This window comes from Embleya sp. NPDC020630 (genome assembly GCF_044334985.1).
In the GTDB taxonomy this organism is placed as follows: domain Bacteria; phylum Actinomycetota; class Actinomycetes; order Streptomycetales; family Streptomycetaceae; genus Embleya.
Map to the genome: position 1 here is coordinate 899,910 of NZ_JBIRUB010000001.1, position 20,608 is coordinate 920,517.

Annotated in this window: 14 protein-coding genes and 1 pseudogene; 9 read left to right on the plus strand and 6 right to left on the minus strand. The window is 68.8% G+C overall.

All coding sequences use genetic code 11. The features are described 5' to 3' along the window. Nucleotides 1-425 precede the first annotated feature (425 nt). Together ACH4XV_RS03615 and ACH4XV_RS03620 are read left to right on the plus strand one after the other, a co-directional pair. A complete protein-coding gene (locus ACH4XV_RS03615; protein WP_395786621.1) occupies nucleotides 426-683 on the plus strand; it encodes a hypothetical protein in 258 nt (85 codons plus the stop codon). Nucleotides 684-778: 95 nt separating this feature from the next. Then, nucleotides 779-1,054 (plus strand): hypothetical protein, encoded by a 276-nt coding sequence (locus ACH4XV_RS03620; protein ID WP_395786622.1) that lies wholly within the window; start codon nucleotides 779-781, stop codon nucleotides 1,052-1,054. A gap of 690 nt (nucleotides 1,055-1,744) precedes the next feature. Here ACH4XV_RS03620 and ACH4XV_RS03625 read toward each other — a convergent pair. From ACH4XV_RS03625 to ACH4XV_RS03635, 3 genes are all read right to left on the minus strand, one after another. Further along, on the minus strand, nucleotides 1,745-3,070 hold the full coding sequence (locus ACH4XV_RS03625; protein WP_395786623.1) for a flavin-dependent oxidoreductase: 1,326 nt from the start codon (nucleotides 3,068-3,070) through the stop codon (nucleotides 1,745-1,747). 324 nt (nucleotides 3,071-3,394) lie between these two features. After that, nucleotides 3,395-4,087, minus strand: a complete 693-nt coding sequence (locus ACH4XV_RS03630) for an alpha/beta fold hydrolase (RefSeq protein WP_395786624.1) — start codon at nucleotides 4,085-4,087, stop codon at nucleotides 3,395-3,397. 111 nt (nucleotides 4,088-4,198) lie between these two features. After that, on the minus strand, nucleotides 4,199-7,006 hold the full coding sequence (locus ACH4XV_RS03635; protein WP_395786625.1) for an AAA family ATPase: 2,808 nt from the start codon (nucleotides 7,004-7,006) through the stop codon (nucleotides 4,199-4,201). A gap of 527 nt (nucleotides 7,007-7,533) precedes the next feature. Between ACH4XV_RS03635 and ACH4XV_RS03640 the strand changes: the two genes are divergently transcribed. From ACH4XV_RS03640 to ACH4XV_RS03660, 5 genes and pseudogenes are all read left to right on the plus strand, one after another. Then, the gene (locus tag ACH4XV_RS03640; protein ID WP_395786626.1) at nucleotides 7,534-8,802 is read left to right on the plus strand and encodes an RICIN domain-containing protein; all 1,269 of its coding nucleotides are present in this window, start codon (nucleotides 7,534-7,536) and stop codon (nucleotides 8,800-8,802) included. Beyond that, nucleotides 8,742-9,125 (plus strand): annotated as a pseudogene (locus tag ACH4XV_RS03645) (hypothetical protein); the annotation flags it as partial. The gene ACH4XV_RS03640 and the pseudogene ACH4XV_RS03645, both read left to right, overlap by 61 nt. A gap of 446 nt (nucleotides 9,126-9,571) precedes the next feature. Next, complete coding sequence (locus ACH4XV_RS03650) at nucleotides 9,572-10,000, plus strand: tyrosine-type recombinase/integrase (protein WP_395786627.1); 429 nt, start codon at nucleotides 9,572-9,574, stop codon at nucleotides 9,998-10,000. Nucleotides 10,001-10,500: 500 nt separating this feature from the next. Beyond that, nucleotides 10,501-11,928 carry a helix-turn-helix domain-containing protein gene (locus ACH4XV_RS03655; RefSeq protein ID WP_395786628.1) on the plus strand — a complete coding sequence of 476 codons (1,428 nt, stop codon included), beginning with the start codon at nucleotides 10,501-10,503 and terminating at the stop codon, nucleotides 11,926-11,928. 1,263 nt (nucleotides 11,929-13,191) lie between these two features. Then, nucleotides 13,192-13,755: a hypothetical protein gene (locus ACH4XV_RS03660; protein ID WP_395786629.1), complete on the plus strand. Its 564-nt coding sequence runs from the start codon at nucleotides 13,192-13,194 to the stop codon at nucleotides 13,753-13,755. Nucleotides 13,756-13,774: 19 nt separating this feature from the next. On the opposite strand, the gene ACH4XV_RS03665 is transcribed toward ACH4XV_RS03660, so the two are convergent. Next, nucleotides 13,775-14,299, minus strand: coding sequence for a hypothetical protein (locus tag ACH4XV_RS03665; RefSeq protein ID WP_395786630.1), 525 nt, complete (start codon nucleotides 14,297-14,299; stop codon nucleotides 13,775-13,777). Nucleotides 14,300-14,990: 691 nt separating this feature from the next. Here ACH4XV_RS03665 and ACH4XV_RS03670 point away from each other — a divergent pair. Beyond that, a complete protein-coding gene (locus ACH4XV_RS03670; protein ID WP_395786631.1) occupies nucleotides 14,991-16,259 on the plus strand; it encodes a hypothetical protein in 1,269 nt (422 codons plus the stop codon). A gap of 42 nt (nucleotides 16,260-16,301) precedes the next feature. After that, nucleotides 16,302-17,144: a hypothetical protein gene (locus ACH4XV_RS03675; RefSeq protein ID WP_395786632.1), complete on the plus strand. Its 843-nt coding sequence runs from the start codon at nucleotides 16,302-16,304 to the stop codon at nucleotides 17,142-17,144. A gap of 72 nt (nucleotides 17,145-17,216) precedes the next feature. Here the strand turns inward: ACH4XV_RS03675 and ACH4XV_RS03680 are convergent, their stop codons facing one another. Beyond that, nucleotides 17,217-18,752 (minus strand): hypothetical protein, encoded by a 1,536-nt coding sequence (locus tag ACH4XV_RS03680; RefSeq protein WP_395786633.1) that lies wholly within the window; start codon nucleotides 18,750-18,752, stop codon nucleotides 17,217-17,219. Nucleotides 18,753-18,772: 20 nt separating this feature from the next. Further along, nucleotides 18,773-20,521 (minus strand): hypothetical protein, encoded by a 1,749-nt coding sequence (locus ACH4XV_RS03685; RefSeq protein WP_395786634.1) that lies wholly within the window; start codon nucleotides 20,519-20,521, stop codon nucleotides 18,773-18,775. Nucleotides 20,522-20,608: the final 87 nt, after the last annotated feature.

Sequence of the window (20,608 nt, forward strand, 5' to 3'; positions counted from 1 at the left end):
CCTGGACGACGCCCGCCGCACAAAACGTCACGATCCAAGGCCGCAGCGCCAGGAGTCCCAGTCTTCGAGGGTGCAAAACCGCGGAGTCCGAGTACCCCGGTTCGGACTTCGACTCGACAGGGCGGCATGCCCACGTGGTCGAACACCAGTAACTCGGGAACGGCGTGATACCGGATCACGTATGCAGCGACGCGGATTCCGGGTTGGGTCATCCCGGCATTGTCCGTCACGGCGTCGTTCGTGATCACCGATGAGGTGGCGCCGGACCCGCGAGGGCCGCGACAGCGGCCGACGATTGTGCCTCGGCTGTGGGCGGCGGAGCGGGTGGCGTGGTCGGCTCGTGAGGCGGGGGTTCGGTTTCTGCGGTGCTGTCACGAAGGTGATCCGCTGTTGGCGGACCTGTGTGAGGTGTTGATCGGGACGGGATGCGCAAGGGCGAGGCGCTGGGCCTGCATTGGGCCGACGTGCACCTGGACGAGGGTGTTCTCTATGTCCGCTACACGCTCTCGGCGATCGACAACAACCGGCTGGTGATCAGCGCGCCCAAGATGCGCAGCAGCAGGAGCCGGGTCGCGATCTCGCCACGGGTCGCGGCCGCGTTGCAGCGGCGCGCTCGTGCGAGCGGTTCCGGTCGGGTCGATCCGGCGGATCCGTTCGGGTCTTGTCTTCACTCGCGCGAATGACCGACCGTTGCGGCCGCAGACGCTGCCGGACCGCTTCCGCCACTGGTCTGCCGATGCCCGGCGTGCCCCGGACCACTATGCACGACCTGCGGTACATGGCCGCGACGCTGACGATCACCGCGGGCGTGCCGCTGACGGTGATGTCCAAGACGTGGCGACACTCGACGTTGTCGACGACGGCGAACATCTGCGCTCATTGGACGCGGCAGGCCGCGCACGGTGCCGCGGGTGCCATCGAGGAAGCTCTCGCCGGTGCCGAGGAAGTGGACGTGGCGAGGCACCTGCCGAATCGGTTGCGACCACATCGCGACCACTTGACCCGGCTGCGCGACCTGTTCAAACCGCTCTACACGGCTGCGGTCGCGGGCTGATCGCTCGTGAGCCCCAAAGCCGAGCGGCGGTCGTGCGACCACACTGCGACCACCACGCCCCGGAACCCGGAAAAGGCCGCCCTCCCATTTCTGAGAAGACGGCCCCCGACCTGCGTAAACGCTGGTCGGGACGACAGGTTTTGAACCTGCGACCCCTTGACCCTCAGTGTTCGTTTTTCGCTATATTGTGCTGTATTTCATATAGCGTGTGGTCCCCGAATGGTCCCCAGGGTGTGGGGGTTGAGGAGCTTTGAAGCTGACCGTGCTCGCCAGGTGGAGGTCTTGTTTGCTCAGAGGGAGCCAGTTCGAAGACGACGTGGCCGGGGCCCTCCGAGACTGGTGTCGGCACCACCCGACTAGCGTGGATGCCCCGCCTGTTGACTGTGGACGCGCATGTGCGCGGGGTACGCGCGAGCGACTTGCGGCGAGCCCGTCGAGGGTGTGGGTCATCTGGAACGGACCCGCGCGGCGAGGACCGTCCTACCCTGCCTGCAGGTCGAGCGCGCCGGTGGTGGGCAGCCGGAGCACCGCGAGTCGGGCGAGTGATGCGTCGATGTCCTGATCCCGGCGCTCGAGGTTGGGATGCGGTATTCCGGGTTGGGACGCGCTCGGATCGGGAGGATTCGGACCTCGGGGGTGTGGGTGACTTGGCGGGCGCGGTTTGCGATCGACGAGGTCGGTATCGATTGGCTACGTCCTCGTTCTCGGTGGTGCTGTGGGGAGTTCGTTGGCGTCTGTGGTGGACGGTTCGCTTGTTTCCGGGTGGGTTGGATTCTGGGCGTGGTGCGGGATCGTCCATGATGGGTGGGTGTTGACCTGTGTCACGGTGGCGCCGGCCAGCTCCTTGTAGGTGTTCGCGATCCGCTCCGCTCGGGCGACGGGCAGCGGCCCGCCGTGTTCGGCGGCGCGCGCGATGATCTCTTCCGGTCCCAGGTTCCGATTGGCCAGGACGATCGCGTTGACCACCGGTCGACGCATGTGGTCGTAGCGGTCGAGCGCGGCTACGGGGTCATGGTCGCGGGCCAGGCACCAGGCGAGGACGCGTGCGTCGACGATGGACTGCGATCCGCCGTTCATGCCCATCGGGAACATCGGGTGTGCGGCGTCGCCGAGTAGGGTGACGCGTCCGAAACTCCAGCGCGGCAGCGGGTCGCGGTCGAGCATCGGATATTCGAGGATCGTCGAGGAGCGTTCGACCAGTGTTGCCGGGTCGATCCATGGCAGGCTCCAGTCGGCCAGACCGGCGCGCGCCTCCGCCGTGGTGACCCGACGGTGCGAGCGGTCCAGGGGCTCGGCGGCCCGCCCGTGCCGTACCTCCAGTACCCAGTTCAGCAGCGCGTCGCCGTCCGGGGCCGCCGGGTCCTCGATCGGATAGGCGACGAACTTCGCCCCCGGAGTGCCGCCGGCCACCACGATGGAGCGACCGTCGAGGATGTGCGGATGTCGGGCGACACCGCGCCACATGTGTACGCCGTTCCAGCGCGACGTGCCCTCGTCCGGGTGGAGCCGGGCGCGGACCACCGAGTCGATGCCGTCGGAGCCGATCAGCACGTCGGCGTCCTCCACCGTGGGCGCGCCACTCATCCGGTCCAGGAAGTGGGCCCGAACGCCATCCCTCGTCTGTTCGAAGCCTCGGAACGCCAGGCCGGTGCGGACGCAGTCCGCACCGAGCCGCTCGCGTACCGCCGTCAGCAACATCAGGTGCAGGCGACCGCGGTGCACCGAGTACTGCGGCCACCGGTAGCCCGCCGTCAGTCCGAGCGGCTCCGTCCACACCGGCTCACCCGCCCGATCGTGGTAGGCCAACCGATCCGGGGGCACCGAGATGGCAGCCAACTCGTTGGCCAGGCCGAGCTCGGCGAGTTCCCGAACGGCGTGCGGCAGCAGGTTGATCCCCACCCCCACCGCCTTGATGGTTCGCGCCGCCTCGCTCACCCGCGGCCGAAACCCGGCCGCGTGCAGACTCAGCGCGCAGGTCAACCCGGCGATCCCGCCTCCCACGATGGAGACCCTCATCCGCCCGCTCCTCGCCTCTCGCCGCCGCTGTCATGGAAGTTCATCCGCAGGAACCCGGCTGGACGCCGACTGCGCTCGTTCACGGCAGGACCGCTCATGTCGGCGAACACGGAGGCACTGAACAGCCATTGCTCTGCCGCGATCAGCCGGATCGGCTGTCCTCGACAGATCGCCGGAGAAGACCGTGCCCACCGTGTCCGGCCGGACGTACAGGTCGGTTCCGGCGGTGCCGTCGGGGTTGGTGAACGGGCCATGTGCCACCCGCCGCATCGGCCGGGGCAGGCCCGGTACGGCGGGCGGCCGGGGGGATGCGCAGGCGTCGAATCAGGAGCCTGCGGCCTGCTTGATCAGATCGGCGACGGCGGTGGGCCGCGAGACGTAGATCGCGTGGCTGCCGGCAACCTCGACCGTCGTTGCCCCGATCCGCTCGGCCATGGCGCGTTGCGCCGGCGGCGGAATCATCCGGTCCTCGGAGGCGACCAGGTACCAGGACGGCTTCGTCCGCCACGCCGGGGTGGCCACCGCGCCGGCGAGCGCCTCCACGCCCCAGGGGACCTGCGAGTCGGCCAGGAACCGCGCCTGGGCGAGCGACAGGTCGCCGGCGAAGGACTCGGGGAACTTCTCCCGATCCAGGAGCAGGAAGCCGTCGACCGGCGGCAGGATCGGCGGTACCGGCGCGCCGGGCGGCGGGTCGGCGATCAGGGTGTTCACCGACTCGCTCTTGTCCGGGGCGAAGGCGGCGATGTACACCAGCGCCGTCACCTTGTCGTGGTTGCCCGCCTCGGTGATCACCGCGCCGCCGTACGAATGACCGACGAGCGTGACCGGTCCCGGCTGCGCGTCGATCACCCGCCGGGTGACGAGCACATCGTCGTCCAGCGACAACGTGGGGTTCTGCACGACGGCCACGTTGTACCCGTCCTCGGTCAGGGCCTCGTAGACCCCCTGCCAGCCGGCGCCGTCCACGAAGCCGCCGTGGACGAGGACGACGTTCCCCCGCGATGCGTTGTCGCTCATCGTTTCCTCCCGAGTCCTGCGGGGCTGATGACGCGGATGACCCAGCCCGTGGCACCGAACGTAGGAGCGTGAACTGCGCGGCCTCTTGCGTCATTTGACGCAAATCGAGGGCTACCTCGGTAGCACGGTGCCGTCGAGCGCATCGCGCAGCCCGGCCCGAGAGGTCACGCCCAGCTTGGGGAAGGCCCGGTAGAGGTGGGAGGAGACCGTACGCGGGGACAGGAACAGCCGCTCGCCGATCTGCTTGTTGGTCAGGCCGGTCGCGGCCAGGCTCGCGATCCGGTACTCCTGAGCGGTGAGCGCGCCATCCTGCGAGCCCGCGAGGTGATCACCGACGCAGGCCCGCAGTTCGTGTTCCGCGCGTCGTGCCCAGGGGGTCGCGCCGAGCCGTTCGAAGGTTTCCACAGCCGTGGCCAGGTGCGGCCGAGCTGCGGCGAGTGCGCCGCCGTGCCGCAGCCGTTCGCCGAAGTACAACCGGATGCGGGCGTGCTCGAAGGGCCAGCGCTCGGCATCCTCGTCGGCCAGGGCCTCGGCGAACCAGCGCAGGGCCTTGGCGTCGTTCCGGCACGCCATGGCGGCGGACGCGCGCAGGACGATGCGCAGGCGCGGCGAGACCGCGTCGAGTCCCGCCTTTCGGGCCGCCGCGACGTGATCGCGCGCCCTGTCGTGCCGACCGGTTCGTACCGCCGCCTCGACGGTGTCCAGGATCGCCCACAGCGCGTGTCCGACGAACGGGGCGAGGGTCCCGGCGGGCGAGATCCGGCACGCGTGGTGGTGGGCCGTCTCGAAGTCGCCCCGGGAGAGCGCGAGTATCGTCTTGGCGTGCGCGGCATAGCAGATGATGGCGTGCGCGCGCCGGGAGCCGCCCCACTGGTCCATCCGGTCGGCGAGGGCGCGGGCAGTGGGGTAATCGCCGCACGCCGCAGATACACACGCGAGGACGAACTCTCCGGTCCACGACCGCAGCGGGTAGTGGAACTCCGCACAGAGCGCCAGCCCGTTGCCGACCACGTCGCGCAGTTCGGCCCACCGGCCGGTGAGCCAGGCGTGGCTGCCCCACAGGAACGAGGCCTGGATGGCCGGGAAGTTGTTCTCGCCGCCGCGTCCACCCCGCGCGGTGCGCAACAGCGGTTCCTCCATGGCGCCGAGGCGGTCGGCGTAGGCCCCGGCGGTGCCGATCCGTACGATCCGGACCGGATCGGAGGTTTCGACCAGGGCCGCGACGGCGGCGTCGAGCCGGGCCCAGTCGCCCGGGCGCGCCCGAGCCGGGTCGGCGAACGTGGCCCGCAGCAGCCGCAGTGTGTCCGGGACCGAGGTGCACTTGGCCAGCGCCGCGTCGTAGGCCGCCCACAGCCGTGACCCGGCACCGTAGACGCCGACGATGAGCAGGGTCGACAGCGCTTCGAGCAGGGTGGGGTCGGCCAGGTCGTAGGGCTCGGATTGGAGCGCGATGGCGCCGGACAGCAGGCGGTGCGCGGTGTCGACATCGCCATGGCTGTTGAGCAGATACATCGCGGCGGCCACCGTGGCCGCCAACGAGTCGGCGTCCGGGTCGGCCTGACGCGCATGGTCCAGCAGACGGGGTACGTCGCGCAGGTCGCCGGTGATGTTCGCACCGACGTACGCGGCCTTGGCCAGCCGCCGAGCCTGCTCGGCCGTTGCCGGACTCAGGTCGGCGGCGCGGACCAGCGCGGCCACCGAGCCCGGCCCGTCGCCGCGGCGGGCGCTGATGTCCGCGGTCTCCTCCAGCAGCGCGGCGATCTGCTCGTCGGGCTCCTCCGCCGCCTGCGCCAGGTGCCAGACACGCTGCTCGGGAACCCCGGCCCACGCCTCGGCGAGCGCGCGATGCACACTGCGCCGCTGGTCGCTGGTGGACAGGTCCACCACGGTCGAGCGAATGAGCGAGTGCCGGAATTCGAGGCGTCCGGTCATGTCGTCGACGTGGACGAGGTGGGCCCGCTCCGCGGGCGCGAGATGCTTGAGATCGCAGCGCCCCGCCACCGCCCGGCGCACCACCAGGAGATTGCCGCTGCCCTCCAACGCCGCCACGAGCAGCAGATGTCGGGTGGCCGCCGGCAACACGGTGATCCGGGAGGCGAAGGTCGACCGCAGCCGTCGACTGAGCGGGATGTGGCTCGGCAGGGCCCGACCGGCGCTGCGCTGGGAGTCGGTGAGGGCAGCCGGGAGTTCGAGCAACGCGAGCGGGTTGCCCTCGGCGTCGGCCATCAGGCGTCGGCGCACTCTCGGAGCGAGCGAGGGGAAGCGGCGGGAGAGGAGTTCCTCGGACGCGGCCTCGGTAAGCGGGCCCAACTCGTGGAGCGGCAGGCCGCCATGCTCGAAGAAGCCCTCGTCGCCGATCCGGACCGCGCAGACCAGGCCCGCCCCGACCCCCGCCAGGTGGCGGGCCACCTGCGTGAGCACCACGGCACTGGCCGGGTCCAGCCACTGCGCGTCGTCCAGTACGAGCACGGTGGGCCGGTCGCGGGAAAGATCCGCGAGCAGCGACACCACGGCTTCGCAGACCGCCTCGGGCCCGGGAGCGGCGGCCCGTTCCAGGTCCAGCGCCGCAGCGAGCACGGGCATACCGGCGATCCCGGTCCGCACGTCGGGAGTGGAGGTCAGCAGCCGGCGCAGCGCCCCGTATCCGGTCCGTGCCCGGTATTGCACGCCGACGGTGTGCGGTACGCGCATCCCGGCCGCCTCGGCCCGCCGGGCGAACGCCGTGAGCAGTGTCGTCTTCCCGACGCCCGGCTCTCCGAGCAGCACCAACGACCCACCACCGTGCCCGACATCGGTCAGGAAGGCGTCGAGCCGCGCCAAGTCGGCCTCGCGGCCGATCAACGCGCCGTCGCCCGCGTCGGACGCCCGGCCGTCGGCCGAGGCGCCGAACCGGGTGTGGTCGCCGGTGTGGTCGCCCATGACGACACCTCCTGAAGTCCGTTGCGTTCGACGCCGAACGCGCGTGCCGTCCCGCCGACACACGTTGCGGCCGATCGCGGGCGCGGTGTGCCCTGCGAGTGTCGCCCGGAGCGTGGCCGATATCGACAGGATGCCTGCGGCGGGCGCGAGTTCGGCGTTCACCCTGTGATTTCGACGACAAAATGATCGGTTTTTCGTGCACCGGAGTGTCGTTCGCGATGGGCGGTGAGCCCGCCCGACTCGGCGCGACACGGCCACACTCCCGACGGGCCAGGCCCCGCAATTGAGTCATTTGACGGGGGCGACGAGGCAGGCGCTATTTCTACATTTCGGGTCATGGGCCGTAGGCGGCCCGACGAACCCGGGAGGAAACGATGAGCGACCACACGCCACGCGGGAGTGTCGGGCGTGCGATCGAGCCGGGCGCCACCGATACCCGCTGACGCCCGGCTCTCCCGGCAAACCGGATACCCCGACACACTTCCTCGGCCTACGTCTTCCGCGCAGTCACCCTCGAGGAGCCACTCATGTCCTTACCACGCCGCACGGTGGCCGTTCTGCCCTGCTTCATTCTGCTCTGCACCCTGGTCCTTACCGGCGTCGTCGCCACCGGCACCGCCTACGCCGCGAATCCGGAGACCAACCGTGTCGCCACCTGGAACATGCAGGTCGGTCGGGACCGCTGGCAAGGGGCCGCCAACCTCGCCCGGGACAACACCGTGCTCGCGCTCCAAGAGGTGCCGAACGAACCGCCCGCCGGGGCACGGTACGTCGGCACCATCGGCAACACCATCGACCACTACGAGTGGGACGTCGCTCGCGGTGTCACCCGCAGCCTGTTCATCCTCTACACGACCTCGCGCAACCTGGGCATGGTCACGGCCTGGATGCCCAACGAAATCGTGGAGGTCGACGGGCCCTACCGCCCGGCGCTGATGGTCACCCGCCCCACCGACGACGTCGCGTTCGCGTCCATCCACGCGGCGGCCGGCAGCGGTTTCGACGTCCGCCAACTCGTCGAGAACGTCGCCCACGAAGCCACCGGCCGGGGGCTCAACCACTGGGCCGTCGCCGGCGACTTCAACCGCGACCCCTCCGACGCGCTCCGGATCACCCTGCCGCCGGACGCCCGTGTCTACAACAGCGGCCAGGCCACCCAGCGCAGCGGCAACGAACTCGACTACATGATCAGCAACGTGAACACCGAGGACTGGCAGGCCACCGTCCACGGCAACCAGGGCAGCGACCACTGGCCCGTCTCGTTCACCGCCCTGCGCGCCGGCGCCCTGCCGCCGGAGTTGACCATCCACGCCGACAACAGCGATCGCCTCCTCGACGTCTTCCAGGGCAACAACACCAACGGCACACACGTGATCACCTATCACGACAACGGCGCGGCCAATCAGCGCTGGCGCCTCCAGGCCATCGGGACGTCCACCTCGACCGGGCACCCGATGTACCGAATCATGAGCAGTGACAACGGAAAGTGCCTCGACGTCAACCGCGGACAGCAGTCCGGCTGGGGCGACTACCTGAACATCTGGGACTGCCACGACATCGACGGGGTCCCCGGCTCCGGCGGAAACCAGCGCGACACCCAGAACTTCACCCTCGAACACCCGAATCCACGCATGCCCAACCTGACGATGCTCCGCAACAACGCCACCGGGCTTTACGCGAACATCGCCGGCAACAACCGGAACGACGGCGCCTGGGTCGTCCAGTGGGGCGACCAATGGGGGAACCGCGCCGCCCCGAACGAGAGTTTCTACCTGCACCCGCTCACCAACGGCTGACGAAAAAGGCCCCGGCCGCCCGCGGGCCGGGGCACCACCCCGAAAGTGGACCGGCATCGGACACTGCTTCGAACGCGCGCCGATCGACGGTATGGCACGGCGTATTGAATCATCACCGGAGCCTCGTCCAGGGTCTTCGGTACGGCGGACCGGAACTTCTCGAGTACATCGGAAAGTTCTCATTCCGGGAGGACGAAATTCTCCGCGATCCACGACGGACGACTGCGGAGTTACCCGCCGGAAAAACGATGCAGGTCATGCCCGAGGAAAAGCAGTTCTTCGCGATGTTGGTCGCGGCGACGGGTGTCGCGAAGGTGTTGGAGATAAATACCTTCACCGGTACAGCCCCCTGTGCATGGCGCGCGCTGCCCTCGCACGGTGTGGCGGCTGCGGGTGGTGCGGCGCCTGGGGCGCCTGGCCGTGCACACCATCACCAACGGCGCGGTGGTTGGGCCGTGTACGGGCCGGATCGAGGACGCGGCGGGGTTGTAGACCGTCAAGAACACGATCGCGATCCTGGTGCGGATGATGCAGCAGGCCCAGCAGGACCGGTTGATCGAGACGAATCCCGTTCGCGTCACCGGCCGGCAGTACTCCTATCGCACGGCCGAGGACGAGCTCTACAACCCCCGTGCGCTCGCCTTGAGGGATTGGGCCGCGCTCGACGGCCTGGCGGACGCCTCGTCGCGCGCTCGCACGGGCGCTACCGGAGGTGGGGTGACTGCGGTTCGCCGGCTGCACCGCGGCCCGCATCGGGGAGGTGTCCGGGGTGCGGATCAAGGACATCGACACCACGACGTGGATGTGGGACCTGTGCCGCCAGACGACGTCGCCGGGCGGTCTGGTGGACAAGGGCACGAAGGGCAAGCGTCGAAGATGGGTGCCGATCATCCCGCAGGTCCGCCCGCTTGTGCTCCACCGGATCGCGCTGGCCGGGCCCGATCCCGATCCGATGACGCGGTTGTTCACCGGGCCGCGCGGAGGGCGGATCACGACGGCGATTCTGCGGGATGCGACGCATTGGGGCGAGGTGGTCGCGGCGCCGGGCTACGAGTTCCTGGTGCGGCATGGGCTGCGTCACACCGGGCTGACGTGGATGGCCGACGCGGGGGTGCCGGTGCATGTGTTGCGGAAGGTCGCCGGGCACGGGTCGTTGTCTAGACGCAGCGGTATTTGCATCCCGAACTGCGGTTGGTGACCAGTGCTTCGGAGGCGCTTCAGGTGCATTTGAACCCCGGCTGGTCCCCAAATGGTCCCCAAGCGGGTTTCGAGACCTTTGCCAACCGGTAATTGGTCTAAACCAGCAAGAGGCGCTGACCTGGGCTTTTGCCCCTGTCAGCGCCTCTTGAACACCGTCGGGACGACAGGATTTGAACCTGCGACCCCTTGACCCCCAGTCAGGGAGATGGGGCATTTCCGCAGGTCAGGGGCATTTTGCTGCCCGATGTGACGTTCACTTTTCGCTATATCGTGCCGTATTGCGTATAGCGTGTGGTCCCCAAATGGTCCCCAGCGTGTGGGAGTTCAGCAGCTTTGAAGCTGACCGTGCTCAGCAATTGGAGGGCTTGGTTGCTCCGAGGGAGCCAGGTTCAAGACTCTCGGTTGACGTGGCACCGCCGAAGCCTGTCCACGCCCGTGCTGCTGCAGTGCAGCGCAATCGAGTCCATCCATCGGTTCGTTGCGGCATGATGCAGGTTTGTGCCGCGGCAGTTCGCCGGCATGTGGAACCGTATTCGAGGCGGGTGGATGTTCGCTCGGTATGACCATCGGCAGCGCGATGTCGAGCTGGTGATGGGTTCTCTGCACGGTGATCCGCGGCAGCTCGGTGTGCTCGTCGCCTTCGGGCGTCAGCTGCGCGCAGACCTGGTGACGGGCTTGCGCGAGGTCATCGCGACGGGCGTGTGGACGGAGGACTGGCACGTGCGGGCGGAAGCTGCGCAGTGGCGCGGCAATCCCCGTTTCCGCCGCTTCCTCGAGGTCGATCTGGAGGATCGACGAAATCGCGGCCCCAAGGCCGAGCACTTGGAGACCGCTCTCATTCCTTCCCCGGAGACGGCTACGGCGTTGCGGAGACTGTCCGACGCCGACTGTCCGCAGCACTGCCGTGCCGACCGCGTCGGGTCGGACTTCTCCGTGATGTCCGAGCAGCGAACCGCCGAGTATCGGGAGGCGTTGTTCGGTTGGTACGCCGCCATCCAGTACGCACACCGGACTCTGGTCCGCAGCGCCGACTGGTTCGCGGACAACCCCACGAGCTCCGCACAGTTCGGTACCTTCGGTGCCATGCTGGCGCCGCCCGCACCTCGGCAGACATGGTCGGACGACAAGTCGGCGGACGCTTGGCGGGAGCTCTTGCTGATGATGAATGCCTGGAGCCCGTACGCCCTTGAGGCGCTGTCCGAGATCCTGCCGGGGTCGGCGGAGACGCCGATGTTCCGAGGCTGGGGTTCCGGGTTCGAGCCGGCGGGACGCGACGAGGCGCACGCCGCCGCTTCGGCCCTGGCACGAGTGCTCACCCCTCGCGAGCGCGACCACGTCCTTGCGCAGGTTGCCAGGATCGGCCAGTGCGACGATGCCATCGCCGGCGCGGGATACGTCGAGACCCTCGTGGACGACTCCCTGCCGTGCACCAGCATCGTCCACGGAACGTTTGGTGACTCGAGTGCCGAGCGCCGCGAATGCGCCCGCGCACGGGCAGCCGTGATGCGGGCGGCCACACGGGATGACCGTGAGGACAGGCGCGACCACGTTGCCCGGGCCTCCGTGCTCCTCCTGGGTTCGCGGAGAGACCGCGTGGGCCACCTGGTCGCGCACGTGCGCAAGCAACTTGCCACGGAGGTATTGGACGAACTGCCGGTGCACTGTCGAGAGCATGCGGCAGAGCTCGCGGACGTGCGGAAACAGTGCGGATTCGACGAGCACAAGGCAGCAGAGCTTGCGGGAATCTCCGTGGCAACGTTGCAGCGGCTGGAGAGCGGTCGCGCGAAGGCCGCACCCGGCAAGGCTTCTTGTCTCGGATACCTGACGCTCCTGGCGGCAGCGTCGCTCGAAGCGGGTCGGGCACACGCGTGCGTGCCGGCGGCGCTCAGCTCCGCCGTGGCGACGAGTGGGTTCGTCATGGAGTAGCCACGGGCTCGCGATGTCGCCCTCCCGGTCTGCGACGAAGCTCCGATCTCTTGGCCATCCCGCCCACCTTGTCGAGACGGACGAGGTCGTCGCGACCGCTCGGCGAGTTCACCGACTGGGGCCCAGTCGAGGGTGGCGACGTCCGGTTTGCCCCACGTGCAGAGCTTCCGTGACGGCATCGAACTCGACGACACCGCGGTGAAGGCCGGCATCACCCTGCCTCGGTGTGCCGCTTTACTGTGTGTCGCTTTACCGTGTGACGTGGAGATCCGCTTCGCCGGCGCACGGTGAGAGTTGTCGTGTGCGTCGCCGATGTGCCGATCGCATCCGGCAGAGCCGACGCATTTGTCGGACTCAGGGTGATCGTCGGCCGGTTGCGGATATCCCCTTTCCCGACGGGAGGGACATTCACGGCCAGGAACACCCACCCCGAACCCGCCGTTGAGAAGACACAGCCCAAACGGCCACCAATTATCCGGATCGGACTCTGCCGACCAGTGGACCCTGGGCGCCCTCGCCGACTCCCCCGTCGGATCACCGCCTGCATCACACTCGACTCGGCCGCCGGAGTAGTGGAGTGGACACGCACCAACAGGCCCGCAAGTTCACCGACATCCGGCGTTCATCGGCGCGGGCGGAGGCATCGGCCGGCTGCTCCTCGCGCCGGCCGGGCAACCCGTCGCGGTCGACGTGGGTTCATCGCAGCCGTCACCGGCATCGAGGCGCTCGCCGTCCTCGCTGCGGCGCTGCCGAGCCTGCCCGCGCTGTGGCGCCTCCTGCGCCGTGGTGCGCCACCCCGGTGAAATCGCGTGCGAGGAGGGGCCGGAATCCGTCCGGCGGGTAGCGGGGGCGATGTCCCTCCGCGTCGTTCGGACCCCCGGGAGTACGCATGCCGCGTACCCGCTTCGCCACGCCGGGCGCCGCGCTGATCCGCTGCGGTCCTCCGCTCGCCTGGGCCGAAAGCGGCGCGGCCCGGGCAGCGTCCACGATGCCTTGCGGGATCGGCCACCTCGCGTCAGCGGGCGGCGGTAGCGTTGCCGCACAGCCCGGTTCACCGGAGTGGGGATTCTTCATACGCGTTGTGCAACACATCGGCGCGAACCGCCGATGGTCGCACGCGCGGCAGGGTGGAGCGTCTGCAGGTAACCCGAATGGATGCGCCGCCGTTTTTCCTGACGGGTGTCCGGGTGCGATCGTGGGGTCGCGCATCATGCGGAACGCGTGTGGTGCGCCGCATCCGCCCTGTGTTCCGAGGAGTGGCCCATGTACGCGTCCACCAGGCATGTCGCGGACGGGCAGGCCGCCTTGCTCATCACGGAGGGTGCCGCGAGTGGGACACCGGCCGGCACAGAGATCGACTACGGGCATGTGGACTCCTGCCTGACCGTGACGTGCCATTTGGATGCCGGCCGGATGGTCGGCGGTCACCTCGCCCTGTACGCGAGCACCGAGAACGTCGCGGCCAGCGAGCCGCTCCAACTGGACAGCAATCTGGTGCTGCCCCGGATGCTGGTGCTGATCGGGAAGTCCGCTGTCCAACGGCTGGACGTGATCGGCGCCCAAGGCTGGGGTACTGAGCTGCTCGACAAGTCCGGGTGCAGCGACTTCCTCCACCAGGGAAAGGAATGGGCGGAATCGACGCTGGACGAGATGGCCAAGGCGATCAGGTCTCGCCTGAACCTGCCGGGCACCACGCAGCAGATCGTCGAGCACTACGAGGCGGGGTTCACCACCGGAGCGAAGAAGTGCCGTGACAACCTGAAGGTGCGGCATGCCTTGGTCGTCCGGCATCTCGCGGCCTCGCGGTGTGCGCACACTCCCAAGTGACCGCCCCGGGGCGCGTGTATCACCGGTCGACTCCGAGCGCCTCGGCGACGGCGGCAAGCGATACGCCCGGCCCCCCGTCGCTGCTCCAGTCCGCCGAAATCTTCCAGCCCGACCCGTCGGTGTCCACCTCGCCCTCGAAGTGCACCGTCTTGGGGTTGTCGCCCGAGAGCTCGAGGCCCACCCGTACACCGACGCTCACCATGCCGCCCGTGGCGTAGCCGACGTGCATGTGTTCGAGATGGAGGCCGGTGCCGATCTCCGACGCGGCCAGGCGCGCATCGAACTCGAACGAGCGCCGCGTCTGCGAGTTCGTTCCGGTGGATGCGATGAACACCGCGAGCCTGTCGATCGTGGTGTCCTCCAGCAGCGGGGGGAGTGTGATCGCGCATCCGAGGTGCTCGCGCATCCAGGCGGCGAGGGCGCCCACGCGGATGTGTTTCCCGACGCCCGATTCCAGCCGTCGGCTGCCCACAACGATCGACTTCATGGGGATGCCGGAGCCGGTAATGGACAGGTCTCCGAAGGAATCCGGTGTGTCGGACAAGGCTGTTCTCCTTCCGCCGGCGCCTGCCCGGTCGTCGCGACGAGCCCGGGCGGCAGCGGCACGATCCGGCATGGCCGGATACCGGGGTTCCCGCCGCCTTCACCGCGCGCGGTGCTCCCGGACTCCCCGACCGCCTGCCACCGTCCGGTTGGTCGAGGTGGTTCTATCGGCAGCCGGCACACCGAGTCCACCGACCGACCGGGAGTTCACCTGAACGGGCGGCATCGCCGGGCTCCCGCGCGAAAGGGGGATGCCGCCGAGCGCTTGTGCGGGCCTGACAGATCCGAACGCCGACCGACCGAGCGGCAGCGCGTTACGACGGGCCCACCAACTTCTGGGAAAGGCGCCGATGAAGGCGTTGTTCGACCCGGTGCGCGGCCCGGTGGCCACGACCGCGGCCTGGAAGACCCAGTCGTCGGCGGACCGGCTTCTCGATCCGCAGGGTGGGGAGATCGGTGGTGACCGCGTCCAGGGAGCGGGGGCTCGGGCACGCTCAGGCGGTCGTGCACCCGGTCCGTCAGGGCTTTGACGGAGATGCCGGACGGCGGGGGACCGATCGACGGCTCTGGTGCGTGGTGTCACACGGTGCATCCAAATGGGTGGTTGTGGCGTCGGCGGCTTCGCCCACGTCTGCTGCGGGTGGCAGGGTGAGGCGCGCGGACGCTACCGAACCCCAGAGGGAGCACACGCCATGCCGTTGACCGTCGACTGGGTGAAGCAGAACATCGCGGGAGACATCCGGCTGACCGCCGCGCAGGTCGGGCTCGGCCCGGCCGGCACCGCCTTGTTCGGTGACCGCTACCTCGGCGCAGACTGGAAGGTGGCGCACACCCACCACGACGGTGCACGTCTGGTCCTGTGGGGCACCGCCTCGGTCGGCGGCCGGTCCTGCGCCGTCGAAATCCGCTTCCGGCACGAGGCGGGCGCACCCGACATCACCGGACTGGAGGTCTACGCCGCCCAGGACGGCTGGGAGTCGCCGCTGCTCGACTCCGGCCCGCTCACGGTGTTGCGCGACCTCGGCCTCACCGGTCCCGAAGTGGTGCTGCGCGCACCGGCGTCGCGGTGGGATCCGACGCTGGAGGTCTGCGGCGCGGCACGGTTGGCCCCCGCGAATCCTCCGGAGGGAGCGAACCGGCTCGTCGTCCGCGGCGACACGCCGGGATTCAGCGCGGTCCGGGCGGACTTCGCGGCTCCGGCCGGCAGGTCCGGGCTCGGCGACCTGCTGGCGCTCCTGCCGTTCCGCGACCGCCTGCCCGCCGCCGCGCTGCCCGACCAGGTCGCCGACCTCGTCACCGGGGACTTCGCCCTCACCGGCCTCGAACTCGGCATCGACCACGCGGCGAAGCGCCCGGTTTCCGGCACCGTGCGCATCGCTGTCGGGCTGAAGAACCCCGTCGTCTCGACCGACCTGTTCACGCTCATCACGATCGTGCTCGTCCTGGAGGTACAGGCGAAGTCGTTCGCGGTGGCCGCCGAGTTCAGCGGGACGATTGGTGGTATCGCGGCAGTCCTGCAAGCCGACTACCGTACCGGCGGCGGCTACAGCGTTGCGGGCGCGGTCGACACGGCCACCCTGCCCGCCGGCATCCGCACCTGGATCCGGGACAACGTCGGGCACGACCTCGGCAGCGTCCTGGATCAGGCGCATCTGTCCCAGGTGTTCGTCCGGCTGCGGGTGGACGGGGCGGTGAAGACCCTCGAAGCGGGCTTCACCGCGAACTTCGACGTCGCCGGCCGAGACGCACTTCTCGCAGTACGCGGGCGCAAGCCCGACAGCGGCGAAGGCGCCGTCATCGCGACGCTCGAATACCCCGCACCCGGCGCCCACGCCAAGGACCGACGCATGCTCTTCGAGGGAAGTGTCGTCAGCGCCAAGGGCGAACCCCTCCGGTTCGCCTTCGCCTGGGCCTCCCCCGAAGGCGTGCGGTTCGACGAGATCGCCCCGGTGCCGAACTGAACCCGACCCGACCGGACTCGACTTCCCCAGGCGGATACCGGAATGCCCGACGACAACGACGCCTTCGGCACGTTCCTGCGCGATGAGCACAAGGACCGCGACGCAGTGCGAAAGCACCTCGGAGACCACTACCCGGCGTTGTGCGCCCTCGGACCCTGGGAGTTCATGGCCGCCGTATCGCGCGGCTACTTCTCCACCAAGCTCAGCCCCGAGGGCAAGCCGTTCTGCTTCAACGACCATATTCCACAGGTCTCCCTCGATGCGGTACAGACGGCGCGCGTCGACGCCCTGCTGAAAGGGCGACCGTGGACGTTCCGGCACTACACCTCCGTGGCCGCCGGGAAGGACGGCAAACTGCCGCCCCCGGACTTCGACGTCATCCGGTCGCACTTCGACGTCTACGACCACCTGGTCGCCACCGCCCAGCAGGCCGGTGCGACGCCGAACAAGAACACCAAGTCCGACGACTGGCGGACCCTCGGGAACGTCAAGTTCGTCTTCACGCTGTTCGCGGTGGACGGCAAACCGGTCCTCGGAAAGCTACCGAAGATGACGCACTACGCCGAGTTCGCGCCCGAGGACATCACGGACGGGTGGGTGTCGAAGGACTACATGAGCGAGTTCTACTCCTTCTCGCCCTACGACGAAGTCCTGGAGATCTTCACCCGGATCGGCAACATCCCGGCTCCGCTTGCCCGGGGCACCGGTCCGGACATCGTGAAGGCCACCGCGCTCTTCCTGCTCGACCATTGCAAGGTCTCCCCGGACGCGTCCGCGGACGACATCGTGGCGGCACTGGACAACGTAGTCCGCTTTCCCAAGGGCATCGAGGTGAAGGTCGCCCACACGCTGACGGTGAAGGAGTGGAAGGAAGTCCCGGTGTGAGCACGGGCCCGGTGCCGGTCTTCCGGCGCCGGGCCCGTACGGCCACGACGTGGCGTCGTTCAGGGGCTGCGCCTACGGACGGTGGCCGCCCGCGCATTCGGGGATTCCGCGGGTGTCGGCGAACGCGATGCAGCGGCGCCGGCAGTCGAGGGACGGTTCGTCGGCCGCGGGGTCGGGGCTGCCTTGGGCGTTCGGTGCCGCGACGAGGTCGAAGAGCGCGCCGAACTGCCGCTCGGCGGCTGTGGCGTTGGCCAGCCAGCTCGAACCGCCCGGCCAGAAGCGCTGGGCGAGTTCCTGGAAGGCGCGGTAGTCGGCGGCACCGGTGGTGGCGAAGCCGTGGGTGTTCAGCGGTGCCGTGCGGGAGAACCTCTCGGCGCCGTGGCCGACGGCCATGACCATGCCTTCGAACCCCAGGACCGTGGCGGTGTCGTTCCCGCGCTGGGTCCGGGCGAGTCCTCCGGTGACGACGACGATCTTCCTGCCGTGGCGGCGCACCGCGTAGACGTCGGGTTCGGGCTGGTCCCAGTCCAGGTGGAAATCGATATCGGGGTAAAAGCCACGGAGGTGCGAGAACACCGATTCCACAATGGATTTGGGTGCCACGATTCCGGGGCTGAGCTGCGCACCTTGGGTGCGGATGTCGTTGGCCTGGGCGGACGTGAAGAGGGCCGCCACGTCGGTGCCGGTGTAGTCGGCAGGGCCGGTGAAGACGCTGAACTTGCCCTCGGCAAGCACGGTTTCACTGCCGCATCCGGGTGTCCCGAAGACGTACGAGACACCGCGCTGCTCGGCGCTGTTGTCCCGGGCGTATGCGTCGTCCCAGATATGCGGGCGCTGGGCGTCATCGGCCCAGTGGCCCGCGAGCAGGCCGGGTTGCAGCTGGAGGTAATAGTCGCCGATGACGATGCCGGCGGCCTGCACCAGATGGCCTTCGCCGGGTTCGGAGGATCGGCCGATGCCGAGGTGGTGCACACCGCCGGAGTATTCGCCGATTGCGACGGAGCGTACCGGGACAGGCTGCCCGTCCGCGCCCATGAGCCGGTCGCGCACCTGGACCTGGGACGCCTGGACGAGGGTGCCGTCGGCGAGCAGGATCGGCTGGTCGGTGCTGCAGACCAGCTCCGCGGCCGGATCGTCGGGATGGCCGAAGGACAGGTGCACGCTGTTGAGGTGCGCGGCACCGGCAGCGCCGTCACTGAAGGTGACGGGCGCCGGTGCCCACGCCACCGTGCCGTCGTCGGTGAGCGAACCTGTCAGCGCCTGCTCGCCCTTGGCGATCGAGTCGGCCTTCTCCTGCCGTTCCGCGGAGAGTGCGATCATCGTCGCTTGGGCGCCGCTGCCGCAGCAGCAGGCGCAGACGCCCATCTCACCGCCGAGCTTCGCGCACTCCGACTTGTGCGTCCGGACGTCGGCGAAGAACTTGGCGCTGTTGTCCGGGAGTTGGCAGTAGAAAATCGGGTAGGGGAATGCGCCGCCTTTTGCCAGACAGTATTCCCGGAACTGCTCCATCACTGGCGCGCAGTCTCCCGGCCGGTAGCCGGTGACCGCCGAGCAAGGCTCTTCGCCGACGCTCTGGATGTTCTCTTTGCACAGACTTTCTGTTGTCATCTCTCGTCTGCTTTCTGACTTCAGGCCGGGACCGGCGCCGCGAGCGCAGTGAACTCCAGGCTCGCGTGCTGTGGGTCGACGCCGGTGCCGAGTTCAGATTCGAGTTCGTGGATGGTGATCCGGTACGGAGTGCCCGGCTCGAACGGCGTCTTCACCTTGACAACGATGTGGAAGACCGAGTCGGAGGCGGGCGTCGCCTGGAGGATCTCCGTCGCCGGGGTGATGGTGTAGTTGCCGACCGGGGTCACGGTCTCCGGTTTGGGCGCCAGGTTGACGGCGAGGGTGAGGGTGTCCCGGGTCGCTGCGGCGTCTTCGAGGGCGAGGCGGAGCGGCGGGGGGCCGCCCGCACATTCCGGAAGAGAGCCCGGTGAGGTGAAGGAAACGCACTGCCGGCGGCAGGCGATGGAGGGCTCGTCGGCTGCGGGGTCGGGATTGCCCTGGCCGTTGGCCTCGGTGACGAGGTCGAACAGGGCGTTGAACTGGTCCTCGGCGGGGGAGGCGTTGCGGAGGATGTCCTTGCCCCACCAGAAGGTGGCGCTGATGTAGTGGAAGGCGTGGTGGTCCGCGCGGCCTGTGTTGCTGAAGCCGTGGGTGTTGAGCGGTGCCTCTCCGGAGTGGCGGGCGATGCCGTGTGCCACGGCCATCACCATGCCGGGGAATTCGAGGGCGAGGCCCGTTCCGTCGGCGTTCCGGGTCCGCGCGAGCCCGCCGGTGACGACGACGGTCTTGCGGCCGAAGCGGCGAACCGCGTACACGTTCGGCTCGGGTTGGTCCCAGTCGAGATAGAAGTCGATGTCGGGGTAGAAGCCCCGCAGGTGCGAGAACACGGTCTCGACCATGAACTGCGGCACCTTGTTGCCCGCGCTGAGTTGCTTGCCGCGGGTGCGGATGTCCTCGGCCTGACCGGGGGTGAAGAGTGCGGCGACATCGGTGCCCGTGTAGTCGACGGGCCCGGTGAAGACCGTGAACTTGCCCTCGGCGAGCGCGGTTTCGTTTCCGCATCCGGGCGTGCCGAAAACCAGGGAGACACCGTGCTGCTCGGCACCGTTCTGCTCGGCGTATTCCTCGTCCCAAATGTGGGGCCGTGCGGCGGCGTCGTCGGACCAGTTGTCGGCAAGGAGGTCGGGCTGCAACTGGAGGTAGTAGTCGCCGATGACGATGCCGGCGGCGTGGAGGAGGTGCCCGCCCGCGGGGTCGGCGGATCGTCCGACGCCGAGGTGGTGAAGACCGCCGGTGTACTCGCCGATGGCAACCGAGCGGACCGGCACGGGTTGTCCGTCGCCGCCCATGAGTTCGTCGCGCACGTGCACCTGGGAGGCTTGGACGAGGGTGCCGTCGGCAAGCAGCACCGGCTGGTCGCTGCTGCAGACGAGCTCGCCCACCTTCTCGTTCGCTTGGCCGAAGGACATGTGCATCGTGTTGAGGTTGGCGCCCCCGGCCGCGCCGTCGCTGAACGTGACCAGGGCCGGTCTCCACACCACGGTGCCGTCCCCGGTGAGCGAACCGGTCAGGACCTGTTCGCCCTTTCTGATCGACTCGACCTTCTCCTGCCGCTCCGCGGACAGGGCGATCATCGTGCCGTACGCCATGCACGCACAGCAGCAGGCGCAGATGTCGACCTCGCCGCCGGCCTTCTTGCACTCGACCTTGACGGATCCTTGATTCTTGAAAAAATCGGGTTTTCCGTCCGGGAGGACGCAGTAGAACGCCGGCACCGGCCAGTTCGCGTCCTGTGTCTTGCAGAGGTTCTCGTAGGATTCCTGGATCACCGTGCAGTGATGCGGAAGAAACCCTTGGATGGTAGCGCAGGCCTTGACGCCGGTCTCGGCGATTTTCGATTCACAGAGCTGCTGGTT